This is a genomic window from Methanolobus zinderi, assembly GCF_013388255.1.
In the GTDB taxonomy this organism is placed as follows: Archaea; Halobacteriota; Methanosarcinia; order Methanosarcinales; family Methanosarcinaceae; genus Methanolobus; species Methanolobus zinderi.
This window is the reverse complement of record NZ_CP058215.1, coordinates 1,021,166-1,038,278: the sequence shown is the minus strand read 5'-3', so window position 1 is coordinate 1,038,278 and position 17,113 is coordinate 1,021,166. Positions and strand designations below refer to the sequence as shown.

At 42.3% G+C, this 17,113-nt stretch carries 18 protein-coding genes; 2 read left to right on the top strand and 16 right to left on the bottom strand.

From position 1 onward, the window contains the following. Positions 1-2: 2 nt before the first annotated feature. From HWN40_RS05140 to HWN40_RS05075, 14 genes are all read right to left on the bottom strand, one after another. Positions 3-572: a hypothetical protein gene (locus HWN40_RS05140; protein ID WP_176964733.1), complete on the bottom strand. Its 570-nt coding sequence runs from the start codon at positions 570-572 to the stop codon at positions 3-5. Between the two features lie 20 nt (positions 573-592). Then, a complete protein-coding gene (locus HWN40_RS05135; protein ID WP_176964732.1) occupies positions 593-1,360 on the bottom strand; it encodes a GNAT family N-acetyltransferase in 768 nt (255 codons plus the stop codon). A 20-nt stretch (positions 1,361-1,380) separates the two neighbouring features. Next, a complete protein-coding gene (locus tag HWN40_RS05130) occupies positions 1,381-3,198 on the bottom strand; it encodes a coiled-coil domain-containing protein (RefSeq protein ID WP_176964731.1) in 1,818 nt (605 codons plus the stop codon). Between the two features lie 9 nt (positions 3,199-3,207). Further along, a complete protein-coding gene (locus tag HWN40_RS05125; protein WP_246275983.1) occupies positions 3,208-3,975 on the bottom strand; it encodes a roadblock/LC7 domain-containing protein in 768 nt (255 codons plus the stop codon). A 20-nt stretch (positions 3,976-3,995) separates the two neighbouring features. Continuing rightward, the gene (locus HWN40_RS05120; protein WP_176964730.1) at positions 3,996-5,078 is read right to left on the bottom strand and encodes an RAD55 family ATPase; all 1,083 of its coding nucleotides are present in this window, start codon (positions 5,076-5,078) and stop codon (positions 3,996-3,998) included. Further along, positions 5,047-5,280 carry a hypothetical protein gene (locus HWN40_RS05115; RefSeq protein ID WP_246275982.1) on the bottom strand — a complete coding sequence of 78 codons (234 nt, stop codon included), beginning with the start codon at positions 5,278-5,280 and terminating at the stop codon, positions 5,047-5,049. Before HWN40_RS05115 ends, HWN40_RS05120 begins: the two co-directional genes overlap by 32 nt. Before the next feature lie 105 nt (positions 5,281-5,385). After that, on the bottom strand, positions 5,386-6,075 hold the full coding sequence (locus HWN40_RS05110; RefSeq protein ID WP_176964728.1) for a V4R domain-containing protein: 690 nt from the start codon (positions 6,073-6,075) through the stop codon (positions 5,386-5,388). A 213-nt stretch (positions 6,076-6,288) separates the two neighbouring features. Next, positions 6,289-7,179 carry a GNAT family N-acetyltransferase gene (locus tag HWN40_RS05105; protein WP_176964727.1) on the bottom strand — a complete coding sequence of 297 codons (891 nt, stop codon included), beginning with the start codon at positions 7,177-7,179 and terminating at the stop codon, positions 6,289-6,291. 4 nt (positions 7,180-7,183) lie between these two features. After that, complete coding sequence (locus HWN40_RS05100; RefSeq protein WP_176964726.1) at positions 7,184-8,266, bottom strand: histone deacetylase family protein; 1,083 nt, start codon at positions 8,264-8,266, stop codon at positions 7,184-7,186. An 8-nt stretch (positions 8,267-8,274) separates the two neighbouring features. After that, a complete protein-coding gene (locus HWN40_RS05095; protein WP_176964725.1) occupies positions 8,275-10,287 on the bottom strand; it encodes a histone deacetylase family protein in 2,013 nt (670 codons plus the stop codon). A gap of 24 nt (positions 10,288-10,311) precedes the next feature. Then, complete coding sequence (locus HWN40_RS05090) at positions 10,312-11,259, bottom strand: hypothetical protein (RefSeq protein WP_176964724.1); 948 nt, start codon at positions 11,257-11,259, stop codon at positions 10,312-10,314. Between the two features lie 124 nt (positions 11,260-11,383). Then, complete coding sequence (locus tag HWN40_RS05085) at positions 11,384-12,058, bottom strand: hypothetical protein (protein WP_176964723.1); 675 nt, start codon at positions 12,056-12,058, stop codon at positions 11,384-11,386. Between the two features lie 24 nt (positions 12,059-12,082). Then, positions 12,083-12,862, bottom strand: a complete 780-nt coding sequence (locus HWN40_RS05080) for an archaellin/type IV pilin N-terminal domain-containing protein (RefSeq protein WP_176964722.1) — start codon at positions 12,860-12,862, stop codon at positions 12,083-12,085. A 52-nt stretch (positions 12,863-12,914) separates the two neighbouring features. Beyond that, positions 12,915-13,727, bottom strand: a complete 813-nt coding sequence (locus tag HWN40_RS05075; RefSeq protein ID WP_176964721.1) for an archaellin/type IV pilin N-terminal domain-containing protein — start codon at positions 13,725-13,727, stop codon at positions 12,915-12,917. Positions 13,728-13,882: 155 nt separating this feature from the next. Here HWN40_RS05075 and HWN40_RS05070 point away from each other — a divergent pair, with 155 nt between their 5' ends. Further along, positions 13,883-14,686, top strand: coding sequence for a hypothetical protein (locus HWN40_RS05070; RefSeq protein ID WP_176964720.1), 804 nt, complete (start codon positions 13,883-13,885; stop codon positions 14,684-14,686). Then, a complete protein-coding gene (locus HWN40_RS05065) occupies positions 14,679-15,041 on the top strand; it encodes a hypothetical protein (RefSeq protein WP_176964719.1) in 363 nt (120 codons plus the stop codon). Before HWN40_RS05070 ends, HWN40_RS05065 begins: the two co-directional genes overlap by 8 nt. A gap of 354 nt (positions 15,042-15,395) precedes the next feature. On the opposite strand, the gene HWN40_RS05060 is transcribed toward HWN40_RS05065, so the two are convergent. Together HWN40_RS05060 and HWN40_RS05055 are read right to left on the bottom strand one after the other, a co-directional pair. Next, entirely contained in the window at positions 15,396-16,175 is a 780-nt protein-coding gene (locus tag HWN40_RS05060) for an archaellin/type IV pilin N-terminal domain-containing protein (RefSeq protein WP_176964718.1), read from the bottom strand. A 42-nt stretch (positions 16,176-16,217) separates the two neighbouring features. Then, positions 16,218-17,033: an archaellin/type IV pilin N-terminal domain-containing protein gene (locus tag HWN40_RS05055; RefSeq protein ID WP_176964717.1), complete on the bottom strand. Its 816-nt coding sequence runs from the start codon at positions 17,031-17,033 to the stop codon at positions 16,218-16,220. Positions 17,034-17,113: the final 80 nt, after the last annotated feature.

Sequence of the window (17,113 nt, the reverse complement as noted above, 5' to 3'; positions counted from 1 at the left end):
TGTCAGTTAAGGTCCTTTAATTCCCGGTGACTGTGCTGCTTTATTATATTGTTGAGCCGCATACGTACGGTTTTTAATTTCTCCTCTGTAGTTGCATATGAGAGTATATCGACGATCTGATCGATCATGAAGTGGTAATCACGTTCCGTACCCGAATCCCTGAGCCTTTGTAGTGCGGCTTCCGACACTTCTTCTGTCCACTCCTCATCACTGTAGTAGACCTTATCCTCTACTTCCAGCTTTTTCCTTGCAACACTGTTGTTTACCCTTACAAAGATCAGCTCAACCACATGCGGATCACCCACAAAATCGTTCATGAACTGCATTATATCCATGACAACTTCAAAATAGGGAATCTCAGGATTCTCACATTCCTTGAAAAGCTGGGATAGCTCCCGGCGGATATTATTTTCAATAGGTGCCACAAGCTCACCGACTATTTCATCAATAAACTGCGAACACTCATCCACAGTGGTCTTTGAAGATACGGAATGAGAATTTTTGACCTGAACATTGTACTTACCATAATATTTCAACAATCCTTTACGCAGTCTCAGAACATCCAGGTTCATAAAACACCTCGACAATATATCTAGGATTTTACAGTAAATTTATTTAAAAATGAATTCATTTCCTTCAAGAGCTTTCCATCGACAAGATGAGTTGAGCTTTCCAGCAGTTCTTTAAACCTGTTAAGATCTCTTCTGCTTATGCTTTTTCCCATATTCGACTTGAACATCAGTGACTCATAGGAATCTATAAGCTCAGGCATTACCATGCGAGGATAGTTCTCTGCAATGGTTTTCAGAAGAACCCTTGCTTTGGGATATGACAGAAGCAGGTAATCCTTATAGCGCGCAGAAACCGTGCAGTCGTTCTCACTGATCGTTATAAACATGAGTTTCTCTCTGAAGAAACGGGCAGCCTGGAAATTATCCGGCAATGTTATTACACTGGATTTCAGACTTTCCACGGCAATTGCAAAAAGCAACCTGCCTATTCCTATATGCCTGAAAGAAGGATGGACCTCTATACTCCTGAGCAAATATACAGGGCGCTTCACAACATTTTTCTTTCCCCTGTGTATCCTCTCTACTTCATCGGCTATCTTTTCGAATCGTGCAAAACCTAAAAGCCTTGCATTGTCATCTGTGGCTGCAAAGAGGGCATGGCCCGAGCTGATAGACCTTTTAAGAAGGAACTCATAAGGCATACCGAATTTCTTATGGAAATAATTGAAACCGGATAGACCTGTCCTGCCAACTTCAATGACAAGATCATCAACTGCTGATTCAGAACCCAGCAATCCGTAGGAAACATTGCCAGCCCGGTGTAACACAGACATATTTTTAACAGACATTTTAGAATTCCACGCTACATTCAGACATTCGCCAGCTCTTTCAGGGAGAGATACGTATACCTGCCCTTCTTGAAAGATGTCAGCAACTGTGCCTGTTCCATGGTATCCACAATAGAAGAGAGCTCATCAAAGCCGATCTCGCATCCCCTTGAGTTCACCTGATTCTCAAGCTGTTTCAGGGTTACGGGACCAAGGCTTGCCAGCTCCTCAATGATTAACTGTTCATAAGCTCCAATGTTTGACTGTGGGCCGGTATCTACCGGATCCTCCTCAACAGCCGGAGTATCGGATATATCTGTTACATCTGGTACTGCCGGAGTGGTATTCTGCAGAGTTTCCATCTGTTCGCGCAGTTGTATGACCTCAGAACGGATGCTTTCCAGCATTTCAACACTTACCATTGATTCCTGCTGCTCCTTCATCGACACAAGTGAACCCTTCAGTTCTTCCCTGAACTCATTGATGGAAGCTGAAATATCAAGGATTTCAGAGCGATCTGCTTTGGATTCTAGATGCTGCTCGAACTTTGAGATGTCCACCTCGACTGAACCTGAAGAGGGAATTCCTTCTAAGCCCTCTGAAGACATAAGTGATGCAAGGTTATTATTGAGTTTCTTCAGGGCTTTTGTATGCAGATTGACAGCCTTTGCTATATCCTGGATCTTGCCGTTGATCTCTTCGATACCTTCAGAATTTGATTTGATATCATCAAGTTGAGTGTTCTGAAGTTCGGCTATGAAGGTCATATTCTCTGTGAGATTGGAAAGCTCTTCACTGGCGTTATTGATCTCTGACCACAGGCTTTCTATGGATTCCTCATGGACAACCACTTTCTCAACTGTATATTCACGGCTTCCTGTTTCCACAAAGGACCGGAAGTCCTGTGAATTGTAATTCGGAATATGCTGGGATAATAATTTGAATAATTCAATATATGTTGAATGTATCTGTTTTACAGAAACAAGTTTTGATGAAGTGGCTTTTGAAAGCCCCTCCACACGGAAGGTTCCGTTCTCGAACCTGAAAAAGTCCACACCTGCACTGAAATTACGTACCTTGTCCCTGGCATCTTCAATAATTTCCGCGGATTCCTTATCGCCGAAGATATTGAACATCGCGTCATAAAGATCGTTCAGGGTTTTTGCATAGGTGATCTCAAGTACTTCCGGCGGGACCTTTGCCGCATCAAGTGCTTCTGCGTTGACAGAATCCTCCGCCTTTGCTACCCTTCTCAAACGTTTAGAAAAAAGATCAAAGTCCTTTCTCAACTGCTTAAACTCATTCCGATCGGATCTTGATGAAAGCTCTTCCCTGATATGTTGCATATTCTCAGATTGCTCATTGAAACTGGTATTGACCTTTTCCTGAAGTTCTGCAAACCTTGCTTCAAGGTCCAGATATTTTTCTTCCAGCTCGGAATAGGGCAGATCTTCCGATGATACCTGTTCCACCCTGGGACCTTCTGCCATATAACACTCATCGGGATCAGAATCCGGATCAATCATATTTTCATCCTGGAAAGAACTAGCATCATTTTCTTCGTGAGTATCGAATCCGTCGGTTTGTGCAGGCTGAATATCAGCATCACCCTCGGATAATTCCTGATCTGTGCCAGGACTGGCATTTTTCTGATACTCCGTGACAGATGCTTCCGGAGATCCTTCAATATTGTTAGGACCGTCTGTGGAATAATTATAAGCAGCTTCCATTAACTCTGAATCATCCTCAGGCGAGATATCCTCACTGTCTTCGGATCGAACATCAGTTTCCCCGGATTCTGCTAGCATAAGATCCTCTCCATGACAGCATTCGGGAACTATGTCAGTATCACTACTCACGATGGCACCTCATACGAATGACTCCAGTTTGTGTTTGATATCAGGTATCCATTCAGCTTCACACATATCTGCAACATAATCACCGTGAAGGGGTCTTATCTGATCCCTTATGATCATCTCGACAAGCAGAGGCCACAAATCTTCAGTCATCCACTTGGGAGTAGAGGCTATTTCATTGAAGGCCATGGCAAGTACCTGCTCTACTTCACCTCTTCCCATAACGCCTGTGATCTTCTCCTTAATATCGGCAAGAATTTCCATATTCTTTTTGTACTCGGAAGACTGGGTATACATCTCATTGAACACTATTTTTGAAAGCTCACGTAGCTCGGCTGCGACCTCATCCGAATAGTTGGAAAGCTCATCAGAGGTCATGGGACGTTGTTCAAATATATGCTGAACTACCTGTCTTGCCACCTCGATCTTGGCCATATCTTCCGAAAGGTCTGCCTTGCCAGTAAAAAGTGATATCAGGAGTGCTCCTTTTCCCACAGAAGAGAATATCACCGTCCCGAAATCATATTCGATGACCGACTGGCGAAGTCCCATCGCAAGCTGCTGGCTTACATGAAGCAGATTATGGCTTATCAGATTGGTCAGCTCGAAAATCTTTGCACCTATGCTTTCCGGGATATACGAAGCATAGATCCTGCCATCTGCACCTGCAAACAGAAGTACGTCTACCTCACTGGCCTTATAGGTCCTCTTTAACTGAGAGACCAGGGCAAACTTCAGAAGAGATACATCTTCCAGATCATCCTTTGTCTTTTTGGCCACCAGCTTCACCGCACCTTAAATCACTGTAACATTTCTTCCAGCTCACGCAGATCGTTGATCTCTATCAGATCCTCGTCATCGTCCCCGGCTTCACCATCTTCAGCCGCTTCCACAGGTTCATCAGGAACGGCTTCAGCAGATTCCGTTGTCTCCGTAGAGGATAGATCATCTACGTTAAGTTGCACATCCGATGGTGCGCTCTCCTCCTTTCTGCGGGCAATCTCCTCTCTTGTGAGTGCATCGGTAAGTCCCTGGGATTCAAAGAATATCTGCAGTGTTTCCTTCGGGGAGAAAGGATATGACCAGTTCTCCTTTACATATGCAAGGCGTTCCAGCACCGTTTCACTTGCTCCCAGATCTGCTGCTGTTCTGATGGCCTTATCGAATAGATCGTCATACTTGCGCATATCCTCCGCAGATACGAGAGGCGTTGTCCTTACAACAACTCCTATGCCACGCACAAAGATATATGGATACACTTCCTCACCGTGTCTTGTTGCACGCATCTTCACGATCTCAAGCGCCCTGTTAAAAGCCCCGCCAATGGGACGGTATGTAAGGTGCACTGCGCCGTCTGACATGTATATGGGAATAAGCACATCCTCACCGATGGTCTCACCGGGTGCTGCGTGTTCCTCAGTTGTGATCAGGACCGGTCCGAGCTGTTTCATGGTGTAGAAGAGTTTGGTGATGATCTCACGCTGTTCCTGCTTATCATCAACCGCCCATATTAGAGGAGTCAAAGGGTCTATGACAACACGGGTCTTTACCGAGAAGTTCTTGTTAGCCTCGACCAGGGCAGGCAACTGTTCATCTACAAGCTTTACGAAATCCTTACCCTTAGAATGGAAGAAGAAAAGCTCTTTTTCATAGAACTTATCCAGATTGAAACCAAGCATCCTTGCTTCACGCAGGATCTGCTCAGGTGGTTCTTCCATACTGATGTACAGTGCATTCTCGCCATGTTCCAGACCGTAGGTGAGATACTGCATTGCGAACGTGGATTTTCCCGTACCACTTGAACCAACAACGAGCAGTGTAGTATTCCCGTGGGTATTCTTTCTTCCTGATTCATTCCAATTCCTCCAGACCCATGGTCTCACCTTCGAACTCCAGCATATCACCCTTCTCGATCGCCAGGATCAGAGACTCGTTGCTGTCAAAAGGGAAACTTTTCTCGAGATATATGGATTCGACCGAGGAGCCCATCACAAGCATTTTATCACTTATGTCAATCCATCCGGCTTCGCTTTTCTGCAGCACGTTATTCAGTAATACGTTATTGTTATCATGATCTATTTTCACACATATTCCCCTGTAATGTGATTTTCGTGTAATCACACGAACGTTTTCTCCGATAAAGTCTGACAGATGATCGTCAAACGGATCTTTTCTGATACCCGGCATTTTTCAAGCCTCTTGGTTTTTCTTCATTTTAGCCATAAGTTCGGCAAAGCTATCCGTTTTTTTGGCCTCTTCCTGTAATTTGGGATTTTCCTCTTTTGCTGTACTTGTTGCAGGCGGAGCCTTTTCCGCCGGAGTATCCTGGATCTTCTGAGCCATCTCACCAAAGGCCGATCCGAAGGTACTGTGCTTTGAGGCAACAGCAGCAATTTCCTCTTCCTTTTTCCAGGGCGGATCGAATATCTTTTCCTGGACTTTCATGTTGCCTGCAAACTGCATGTAAGCATTACCGATCTCAGAGAGCTTACCGTTATCCAGCAATTTGTACACTGTCAGCGCCTTGACCCTTTCAATAAGCTCGTTCTGGTCCACTGGAGGTCGGACTCCCGATAAGATCATCTTGTCCTGCTCATCCAGCATTATCTGGTAGGCTGATATAGGCTGCAGGGCTACCTTGAACTTGCATACAGGATCACCGTTCTTTATACACTCGGTCTCTTCCACGGAACATTCAAGTTCAAGTTCCTCGGTAAAGAACCTGTGCAGTGCATCGGTGGTGGCAACACATACTTTCTGGTTGTTCAAAGCAGGATAACAGTTGCATATGGGGTTATTCGGAACAGCGAAAATATAATTCATGGGCGCATACGAAATAAGTTGCATTGACCCGAGTCCGCTCTCATTGAACAGCTTCATATGGAACTTATGCAGTGAATTTGATCTGATAGCATCGATTGTAAAGCATTTCAGGAACTTGCGAGTCTCATTCCAGGGAACCTTTGATTTTGGGAATCTTTCGCTTATATTCTGCTGAACCTTGAGAAGTGTGCCAAAAATACCCTTCCATTGATAAACAAATATAAAATTAGGGGTAAGCAGAAAAGTACTTAAAAAGCAATAAACAGGAGCTTATTTCTTCAACGGAAGGAAATAGCGCTCAGTACCACACTGCAGGCAGACAAAGGCGGTTCCGCACCTGGAACCTTCCTGAAGGAACTTTCCTGCAGAATAAGCACCGCATTTGCATGGAGTCATCATTTTCTGATCACCTTTGAACTCTCCTTCCGTATCGTTTACTATCCGATCCTGTACAGGGAGATCTTCAGCAGCCTGAGAATCATTATCTTCAGAACTGTCCTCTGCTTCAGAGTCAGCCCTTTCCTGAGTAACTCCATCATCCGGTGATCCCTCCATATCAGCAGATCCATCCTGTTGTTCGCCCGGGTTTTCAACAATGAGCTCTTTTGGGAACTTCTTCTGCCTGGCAGAGAGGATATTTGCGTTGAATCTGTCCATAATAATTGATTTAAGAGAAGGCTTCCTCTCTTCGGACAGTATCAGGTAACCGGGATGATCATTCAGGTTTACCGGACTATGGATATCAGGCAGAATAAAGCCAAGGGATTCAAAGAATGCACGAGCACTTGCATTGACCGGTTTTGTAATCATATGGCCGGGAAGGAAGCGGGAAACCATAACAAAGAGATCTTTTCCATGACCCTTTCGGGAAAGTCCGGGGGAGATCTCGATGGCTCTTAGTACAAAGACAGGTCTGCCATCGGCAGATGGTTTGTTCCATTTCTCGTTCATGGTCCAGCCTACGATTTTTCCATGAAAGATGATTAGCATTAAGAAAACAGAAGGTCTTTTAAGCCAGCTCCTGAAATTTGCTGTATAGTCCGCCATTCCAAGATGTTTCTTAAAATATTCAAAATCACCGATCCTCAACTTGTCAAGTTCAGAAGAGTATTCCAGAATGCAGAAAGTTAAGCCATCGTCAGTTCTTGCAATCTCGATCATCTTATCACACCCTGGAGTTGACACTGAATTCCCAGTAGGGATCAAGTATCATTCTTAATTTAGAAAGCTTTTTTATAAAAATTTTTCTAGTGCTGGTATCCCTGCTTGCCAGAAGATCAACCTGGTCCACCTCATCAACTACGGTCTTCCTGCCCATAAGCCCTTCGATAACTGCAAATACAAGCAGGCCCAGATCATCATGATAGCCCCCTTCCAGAAGACAGACAGTATTCCACCTTTTTGCCAGCTTTGAAACAATGTGATAGTAACCATCGACTGTAAGATCAAGCTGTGCAAGTGATTCCTTGTAATATGAGTCAAAACCACATTCAAGGATAACTATATCAGGATCGAACTGTTCCAGTACTTCAATTACAAATTCATCAAAGAATATTGCATATTCAGAATTCCCAGACCGCGGAGGCATTTCCATGTTAATACAAAAACCAAGTGCTGGATAAACACCAATATCCTTTGTGAAACATTTATATGGATACAATGTTGAAGGGTCCTGATGAACTGAAATACAGAGTACATCAGAGTCGTCAGAAAAAATACTGTATGTCCCGTCAGAGGCATGCGCATCAATATTGATTATAACAATCTTTTCCAGCCCGTGTTCTGCCTGCAGGTATCTTGCCAGAATGGCCGAATTATTGAAGACACAGAACCCACTCGAATTTGAGATCCCGGCATGATGACCGGGCGGCCTTATTAGTGCGAATGAGTGATCACAATTTCCCTTTGCAACAAGTGAACCTGCTTTGAGAACACAACCTATAGCCTGCAGCAATACATCAAAGGAAGCATCACAAAGATATGTATCCGTGCCAAGCTGTCTGGCAGACTTTTTTGTACTTGACCGTACAAGATCCACATATTCTCTGACATGGACCCTCAGGATATCTTCTAGCAGAGCAGGGTCGGAATTATACACAGAGCAGGTTTCATTGTTAAAAATATCTTTTTTAGCAAGATAATCAAGAATTTGATTCAAGCGGTCCGGATTCTCAGGACCCGGAAAACCGTTTAGAACTGGATCGTGCAGATCATGATTTTCGTTATAGGTAAGACCAATGTGTACCATCAGACACCTCATGCCGGCAAAGATATTATCTCTTTCAGTTCTTCGAGCTTCTTTTTTGTTTCAGCAAGAATCTGCTTTTGCTGATTTCTTTTGAAACTGGAAATCTCCGGCTTATCCTTCACGGGGTTTTCTTCACCAAGCAATGCACTCAACACGCTATGACACAACTGCCCGTTAAAGTCATGATAGCCCCCTTCCATCATGAGAACAAAGTTTTTCTTATAAAGGGACCTGAGCATAGATGTCATTTTGTAAAAGCCCTCTGATGTGAGGCTCAGGCCTATGTTCTTTTCTTTATAATATGCATCGAAACCACAGGAACAGATAACAAATTCCGGAGCAAAGCTCTTAATCAGAGGCATAACAACTTCTCCAAAAGCAAGTTCATAATCCTCATCTCCTGCTCCTACAGGCATTTCCACATTTACCGTATAACCCTTGCCTGCTCCTTCCCCGGTTTCTTTTGAGAAACCTTTTCTGGGATAGAATCCATGCGGGTCGCGATGCAGGGATACAAGCATGACCGTGGGATCCTCATAGAATATATCCATGGTCCCATCCCCTGCATGTGCGTCCCAGTCTATGACCATAACCTTTCCCACACCCTTCTTTTTCTGCAGGTATCTGGCAAGGATTGCTACGTTGTTAAAGAGACAGAATCCACCGTATTTGCTTCTGCTTGCATGGTGTCCCGGAGGCCGGGTCATCACAAATGCATAAGGGTATTTACCTTCAGCCACAAGAGAACCTGCCTTAATGGCAGCTCCGGCAGATGTCTTCGCAACATCATATGATCCGGGTGTCATGTAAGTGCTATCACCAAGGAAACCACCTCCTGCAGATGAATAAGACCTCACAAATTCAACATATGAGTCATCATGAGCCCTTAAAAGATCTTCTTCTGTAGCCATCTCAAAATCACTGGTCAGAGTACACTGTTCACGTTTGAAAATACCGCTTTTTTCAAGATACCACATAGCTTTGATCAGACGTTCCGGATTCTCATGTGCCTTGATAGAAAGAGAAGACGGATCATGTTCCAGATGTTTTTCACTGTACAGAAATACAATTTCAGGATCAGAATCATCTGTTGTGCTTTTCTTCAAAGAAATGTCCGCAGGAGTTTGCTTTTCTCTTTCATTTATAACTTCAGTTTTTCTAAAGATATTCTGGTTTTTACCAATCGGGTTTCTGGCCTTTGAACTAATCGCCTGTTTTCTCTTTAGCTCCTCCAGAATCTCCGCTTTTGTGTCTTTGCTGCCATACTTCTTTACAATAGATTCTTTAAGCAAAATATCCCGGTCAGGTGAAACTGAATCTGATATCGAGTCCTTTTTTGAAACAGTACCAAAAGAAATATCCTTTTCACTGGAAAACGGATTTTTAATTTCCACATTGACATCAGAAACTGTTTCTTTTTCCAAAACCTCAGTTTTGTTTTCTTTATTTTCGGTGACATTTCGCATGACCTCAGTTTCTTCATCCATTATTTCAGGATCAAGAACCGTTTCCACCCTTGATTTCGTAGAGGATTTCAAAGCTTTCTGAACTATCTGCGCATATCTGGAATCATCTTCATCCACTGGTGAGCCTTTTTCCTCATCAATTTCAATGTCAACCGACTGGTATTCAATTTCTTCAAATGCATCTGAAAACAGATTGGTGTCAAAATTAACCTCTGCTTCAGAATCATGAACATTCAGGTCTTCTGGTTCTCCATTAAAAGTTTCAACTTTTGTTTTAACTTTTTCAACTACAGATATTTCTACTACCGATGCTTCGGATTCCGCACCTGTATCCTCATCAATTTGCCCTTCGTTAAATGTTGAACTGTTAGACTCATCCAGTTCATCTTTTACAATATCAATCAGTGATCCATTCTGCACGCTGTCCTGAGCAGAACCTTTTGGAGAGCCACCTGAAAAATGAGACGATATTGCCTCATTTAACTTTTGCCTGAGAGCATCCGGATCATTCTTCTGTGATTCCCCTACACCCTTTTCTCCCTGTTTTTCGGTCAAAGAATTGTCACCCCGCAAAAGGTATTATTGAACCTGTATCCATACAGGGTCCAGTACACCTATGTATTTCGTACCCATATACTCGAAAACCGCAGTAGGTTCTTCTATGGACGTCCAGCCTGCGACCTTGGGTTTGATTACCCATGTCTTCTTTACGGTTTGTCCCGGAGCGATATTATCAAAGAAGAGATTTATATTTTCAACTTCCACAGTGTTCCCGAACTTGGCTTTGACCGCAAAATTCTCATATGGCTGCTGGGCAAAGTTCTTTACCCAGACATCCACGGTTGTATTCTTACCGGCGGTAACTCCCTGAGCAGGTATTATCCTGACATACTGGGCAATCACCTCTTTTTGCATAGCAGTTGCTCCGGAAACATCTATGGTCCTGCTACTCTCCTTTTTCTTTGATTTGTCTTTCCTGTCAAGGTAAACTCCCATACCTAGCATAACGAAAGCAAATGCAGAGATCACAGGAGCATTATCTGCGATCGTATCAACGGGCGTGGACTCAACCTCGATGTCAACAACCTCGGCGTCCTCAACTGTAAGGGGAGCATTGAACGTAACCCGGGTTATAATCCAGCCCAGATCGGTATTCTGTAAACCGAAATAAATAGGCATCGTCTTTGCTTCATCTAGCTGATTACCTGTCAGGTCAACCGAGGAAACACTGCATTCTGCAGTTACAAAAGCCAGCTTATCAACAACCTCCAGAGAGACGATTTCTATATTGTTAATACTTCCCGGTTCGATTCCCTTGTTTGCAAAGATCATCTCTACACTTGCAACAGCCAGAAAGTCCTTCCCTTCATACATATTATATGCCGAATTGAAGTCACCTTCATTAATAGCCTCTAAAAAACCTGTTACTGTATCCGACACAGCTTCTTCCGGAGGCTGGCTTGCACAACCGCTTGACGCTACAAGAAGAAATATGATTAGCAATATTGAAGGATATCTGGAATTCATGTAAGCACCTGAAGGATTATATTTTAAGCATATTTAATATTAATAATAATATACTATGTAGAACTAGTACTTAATTATATTCATACATATAAAATAAAAATATAAAAATTAATAAAAGTCAGAATCAGGAATACAGAAAACTAAATACAGACATATCTGCAAGGAAAAACCCATTCCTGATATCCATTGAAACTGCATACTCATATGTGAGTCGGTCATCCACATTAAATGAACGAATACCACTCACACCTTCCAGTATAATTCTGTCATTCTCTACCGATACCGAAGAGTTATCAAGCCCATCATAAGAATGCAGTTGTGCATCCTCCGGGAGAGTGATACTCATATGGTTTATAGAAGGATGACCCAGTATCCATATATTGTGGTTACCTCTGGAAAATGAAGAATTTGTTCTATAGTTAATAGAAACTGTTACGCTCATATCAGACGTATCCACTTCACCGACTTCGCCATTCAGCTCTATATCGAATGAGTCCATAGACAAGTCCGTATTTCCGTCGTCTGCTATGACATATCCTCTGTATTGATCCAGTTTTTTACCCTGGAATGAACTAAAGAAGAATTCAGTTTCCGATGAGTTTACAAATCCGTCTTCATTGATATCAAGGGATTCCTTGAATTCTCGGGAATCATTACCGGAGTAGTACTCATGTATGGCAAAATCAATCGTTTGCCCGGATATTCTTATATCATTTGTAAATGAAGATTCACCTGATGCAGTGAGCATCAGGCATAGACTCAAGCACATAACGAACATGATCACTCGTTTTACCAGCATACTGATATCTCCATTAAACTGCATTTATGGATATAGCTGTATGGTTTCCTTTGTTCCGTAAGATGACGGAGTCAGGAATTCAGCGACTGTGGTTGCTCCTGCTTCAGGAGTGAGCACCATACTTACTGTGGTACGCGGCCCTATGTCCAGATTTGAATCTTTTTGTGATCCACTTACTGATATACTGTCTATAGTGGAATAAGACAGATCCCCGTCAGAAACCGCAGATACATAAATCGTCACCAGATCACCCTTATTCATGATCGGGTTTTCCTGTGAAAATGATTTATCTTCGTCACGTATTTTCTGCACGGTAAAGAAGTATTTTGCATTATCACCCGGAGTTCCTGATGCAGTCAGCAGTTTTTCCAGATTGGTACTTGCATTGGCATCAACAGAGAAATCAGCCATAACAGAACCATAGGTCTTGTCATTGTTAGCATATATCAGATCGTTGGTGTTGGTCCCGTCAGAGATGGTAAGTATAAGCTGGTTAAGATCAACAGGAGAACTACCGACATTAAGTCCCACCCTGATCTTCAGCAAAGAAACGTTACCTGCGATACTGCTTGAATTATCGTTTGCACGGATCCCCTCTATACTTTTGACAATGAGATTCGACGATACTTCCTGAGTAGCCTGTTTACCAGTGGACTGTGCCTGTTGTTGAAGCATACCTGATGTCTGTATCAGGACCGAAGCAGCCACTGCCGCAATGAGTACCATGGCAATGAATATAATCAGAGTACCAATACCGATCTGAGCACTGTTATCCTTACTAAGCAATTTATGAACAGATATCATAGATCCTCCTCAAGAAATCAAATGATGTGCAGTACGCACATCAATGATTTGCTTATGGATACAGTTGCACTGTTTCCTTTACACCGTATGAAGACGGAGCAACAAAGTCAGCAGTTGTTGCAGCACCAGATTCCGGTGTAAGAACGATATTCACGGTAGTCCTTGGAACAAGATTAAGCTCTGAGGACTTAAGTCCGGACAGACCGTCAGCAGTTCCTACTGTACTATAGTTTCCAGAAACTGCTGCATCAGATGTAGTGGCGATATAGACCGTGATCAGATCACCAGTGTTCATTACAGGATTGGCCTGGGAGAATGATGCATCTTCATCACGTATCTTTTCAACTGTGTAATACTTCTGAGAATTTGTCAGGTTTGTACTATCTATCAAAGTCTCACCTGTCAAAAGTGTTTCCAGGTTAGTTGCTGCTACACCACCAAAAGGATTCATTTTTCCATTAGAGCTTCCAGCACTTGCATATGATTTCTCGTTTCCTGCATATACCAGTGTGTTTGCAGTTGTACCGTCAGTTATAGAGATAACTACCTGGTTGACGTCCACAGGAGCACTTCCGACATTCAGACCTACCTTGAGTCTGAGAAGGTCAATTGTATCAGACATATTCGTGCTGTTTGTCTTGGCACGTATACCTTCGATATTCTTGACCATCAGGTTGGATGATACTTCCTGTGTTGCCTGTTTTCCGGTTGACTGAGCCTTTTGCTGCAGTACACCGGATGTCTGGATAAGAACAGCAGCCGCTACTGCTGCTACGAGCACCATGGCGATGAATATGATAAGAGTACCAATTCCCACCTGGGCCCGGTTATCTTTTTTTAAATTAAATGTTTTGTTTGCTTTCATGTACGATCTCCTATTCCAAATATATGGATGTATTTATATATTCTACAATAATATATATACGATTTGGTTGGAAATCTCAAACAACAAACACAAAGAATAAAAGCCTAGCAAATATTATATATTAACAATGTATAAATAAAAATAAGAGGGATGAGATGAGTGCAGGCCTTTTATTGAATGCGACAATTTGTTTTGCAATAACTATATCATCATTTGCCTTTGCATGGGTACTTGCACGCAGTGAAGAAGAGCATTCTGAAAAGAGCAAGCCTGCATTATGGTCACTGGTTGTTTTGTGGTCACTTGTGGGTCTGACATACCTGCCCACAACAGTAAGGATGATTGCTGCATACATGGGAAATCCGACACTGGATTTCATGATGTATAATCTGGCGGCCATACCGTTCTCATTTGTCAGTGTACCTCTTGTCTTTTTCATAATGTATGTAATCGTTGGAGATAAAAGGATCAGCGCATATACTTCACTGCTTTTTGTATTCTTCGGAGTTTCATATTTGACCTTTTTATATACCAGAGGAGTTATAGGACCTGAAGTTTCTGATTTTTCATCTCTGTTCATGATCAATAGCGATATTGCAATAAGCATATATCTCATGGGACTTTTTGTCATCCCCACCGCAATGATACTTGGACTTCTATTCCTGATCTTCCTTCAGCGTATGCCAAAACGCCTGCGTTACAGAACAGCGTTACCACTCGTAGCAATTTCTTTTGTTTTTGATTTTATGCTGACGGACATGATCACACTGATAGATGCAATGCAGCTTGCTGCCAGAATATTCGTGCTGATTGGAACAGTACAGGCCTTCCTGGCCTACTTCCCACCAATGACACTCCAGGAAAAACTCGGAATAAAAAGGTACTCATATGAGCTTTATGAGAGTCCGAAAGACATCGATGATATGAATGGTGAAGACGGAGAGGATATCGATGTCTGAAGATATAGATGTCAAGCTGGAACAGGAAGTTGCGGTATTCTATCAGTCCCTTGGAATACATCAGGGTCCGGGCGACATCCAGTACAGGATAATTCTGCGAGTACTCGGGAAGAATGAAGGCAAAATTACCGAGTTCGCTGAAATCAGAAAGTATACTGATCAGTTTGCAGACAAAGGAAGCATCGGCAGTAAAATGAAAACAGTATTTCAGCTTGAGGGACTTGCTGAAAAGGTAAAAAGAGGCGGCTATGTCATTACTGACAAAGGAATTACTGCATCAAATTTCCTCAAAGACAGCACTGCATTCTACAAAAAGAATAAGAGAATGGGCGAAATTATCGAAAGGATGCCGTAAGTACCATTTCAACTATATAAAAAATATTATTGCTGGCATCATCATTTTATTTTACTTTTAAATTGAATACGAACACCTGATTAGTACACAATTTGGACTGTAATATAATAGCTAATAGATCCAACCAATACTTAAAACTCAAATTTTACACATATAGGCTAAACATAAGTCTGATTTCAAGTATTAAGTCAGCAGACATAAATTTCATAGAATTAGTTTCCTATTTTTGTTTGAATTAGAAACCATAAATAAATTTCATAAATGTAAGAAAATCGTTTATTTTGTAATCTGCAAAAACAGATTATAGTGAACTGTTGAATGAATAAAAACAAAAAAATAAGGTGATTACTCACCTTATGGATAGAGTTGTACTGTTTCTTTGGTACCGTAGGAAGACGGTGTTACAAAGTCTGCAGTAGTTGCTGCACCAGATTCTGGTGTTAGCACTATACTGACAGATGTCCTTGGACTTATTACAAGACCACTATCCAGTAATCCACTGACACTCATGGAACCAATCTTTGAATAACCTGTGTCGCCTGATGATACTGTCGAAATATACAGTGTAACCAGATCCCCGGTATTCATCACAGGTTTCTCCTGAGTAAATGAACCGTCTTCATCACGTATCTTTTCAACCGTGAAGAAGAATTTTGCATTATCACCAGGAGGGGTCTGGGTCTTATTCAACAGTGCATTCAGGTTTGTTGACGCAGTTACAGTGCTAGAGAAGTTTGCCATCTTCGCATCATATGTCTGTTCGTTGTTTGCATATATCAGATTGTTTGTAGTTGTACCATCAGTAATGGAAATTACAACCTGATTAAGATCTACAGGAGAACTGCCTACGTTCAGACCGACCTTCATCCTGAGCAGGGAAATATTGTTTGCCATGCTGGTTGAATTGTTTTTAGCCCTGACACCTTCAATGTTCTTTACCATCAGGTTGGAAGATACTTCCTGAGTTGCTTCCTTTCCGGTTGACTGAGCCTTTTGCTGAAGAGTTCCAGATGTTTGAATCAGAACCGCTGCAGCCACTGCGGCAACAAGTACCATGGCAATGAAGATGATAAGAGTACCTATACCTACCTGAGCTCTGTTATCCATATTGAATATTTTATGATTTGCTTTCATTATAATCACCTCATTAAAAGTGTGAAATTAATCACACTCTGTTTATGGATACAGCTGTACAGTCTCCTTTACACCGTATGATGAAGGAGCAACAAAGTCAGCAGTCGTTGCAGCACCGGATTCTGGTGTAAGGACGATGTTCACGGTTGTCCTTGGAACAAGAGTAAGGTTTGAAGACTTGAGACCTGACGCAGCAAGACCATCAGCTGTTCCCACTTGACTATAGTTTCCTTTGACCGCTTCATCAGAAGTTGTAGCAATATAGACTGTGATCAGATCACCAGTATTCATCACAGGATTGGCCTGAGAGAATGATGCGTCTTCATCACGTATCTTTTCAACTGTGTAGTACTTTTGAGAATTTGTCAGGGTACTATCAATTGTCGTTTCATTTGTGAGAAGAGTTTTCAGATTGGTTGATGCAGTATCAGTAAAGTTACCCATGGCACCATTAGAGCTTCCAGCACTTGCATATGATTTCTCGTTTCCTGCATATACCAGTGTGTTTGCAGTTGTACCGTCAGTTATAGAGATAACTACCTGGTTGACGTCCACAGGAGCACTTCCGACATTCAGACCTACCTTGAGTCTGAGAAGGTCAATTGTATCAGACATATTTGTGCTGTTAGTCTTGGCACGTATACCTTCGATATTCTTGACCATCAGGTTGGATGATACTTCCTGTGTTGCCTGTTTTCCGGTTGACTGAGCCTTTTGCTGCAGTACACCGGATGTCTGGATAAGAACAGCAGCCGCTACTGCTGCTACGAGCACCATGGCGATGAATATGATAAGAGTACCAATTCCCACCTGGGCCCGGTTATCTTTTTTTAAATTAAATGTTTTGTTTGCTTTCATGTACGATCCTCCTCTTATATCCGTATATTTTTGGATATATTACTATTATATATTTAATTAATATATAAGCATTTGGTTGG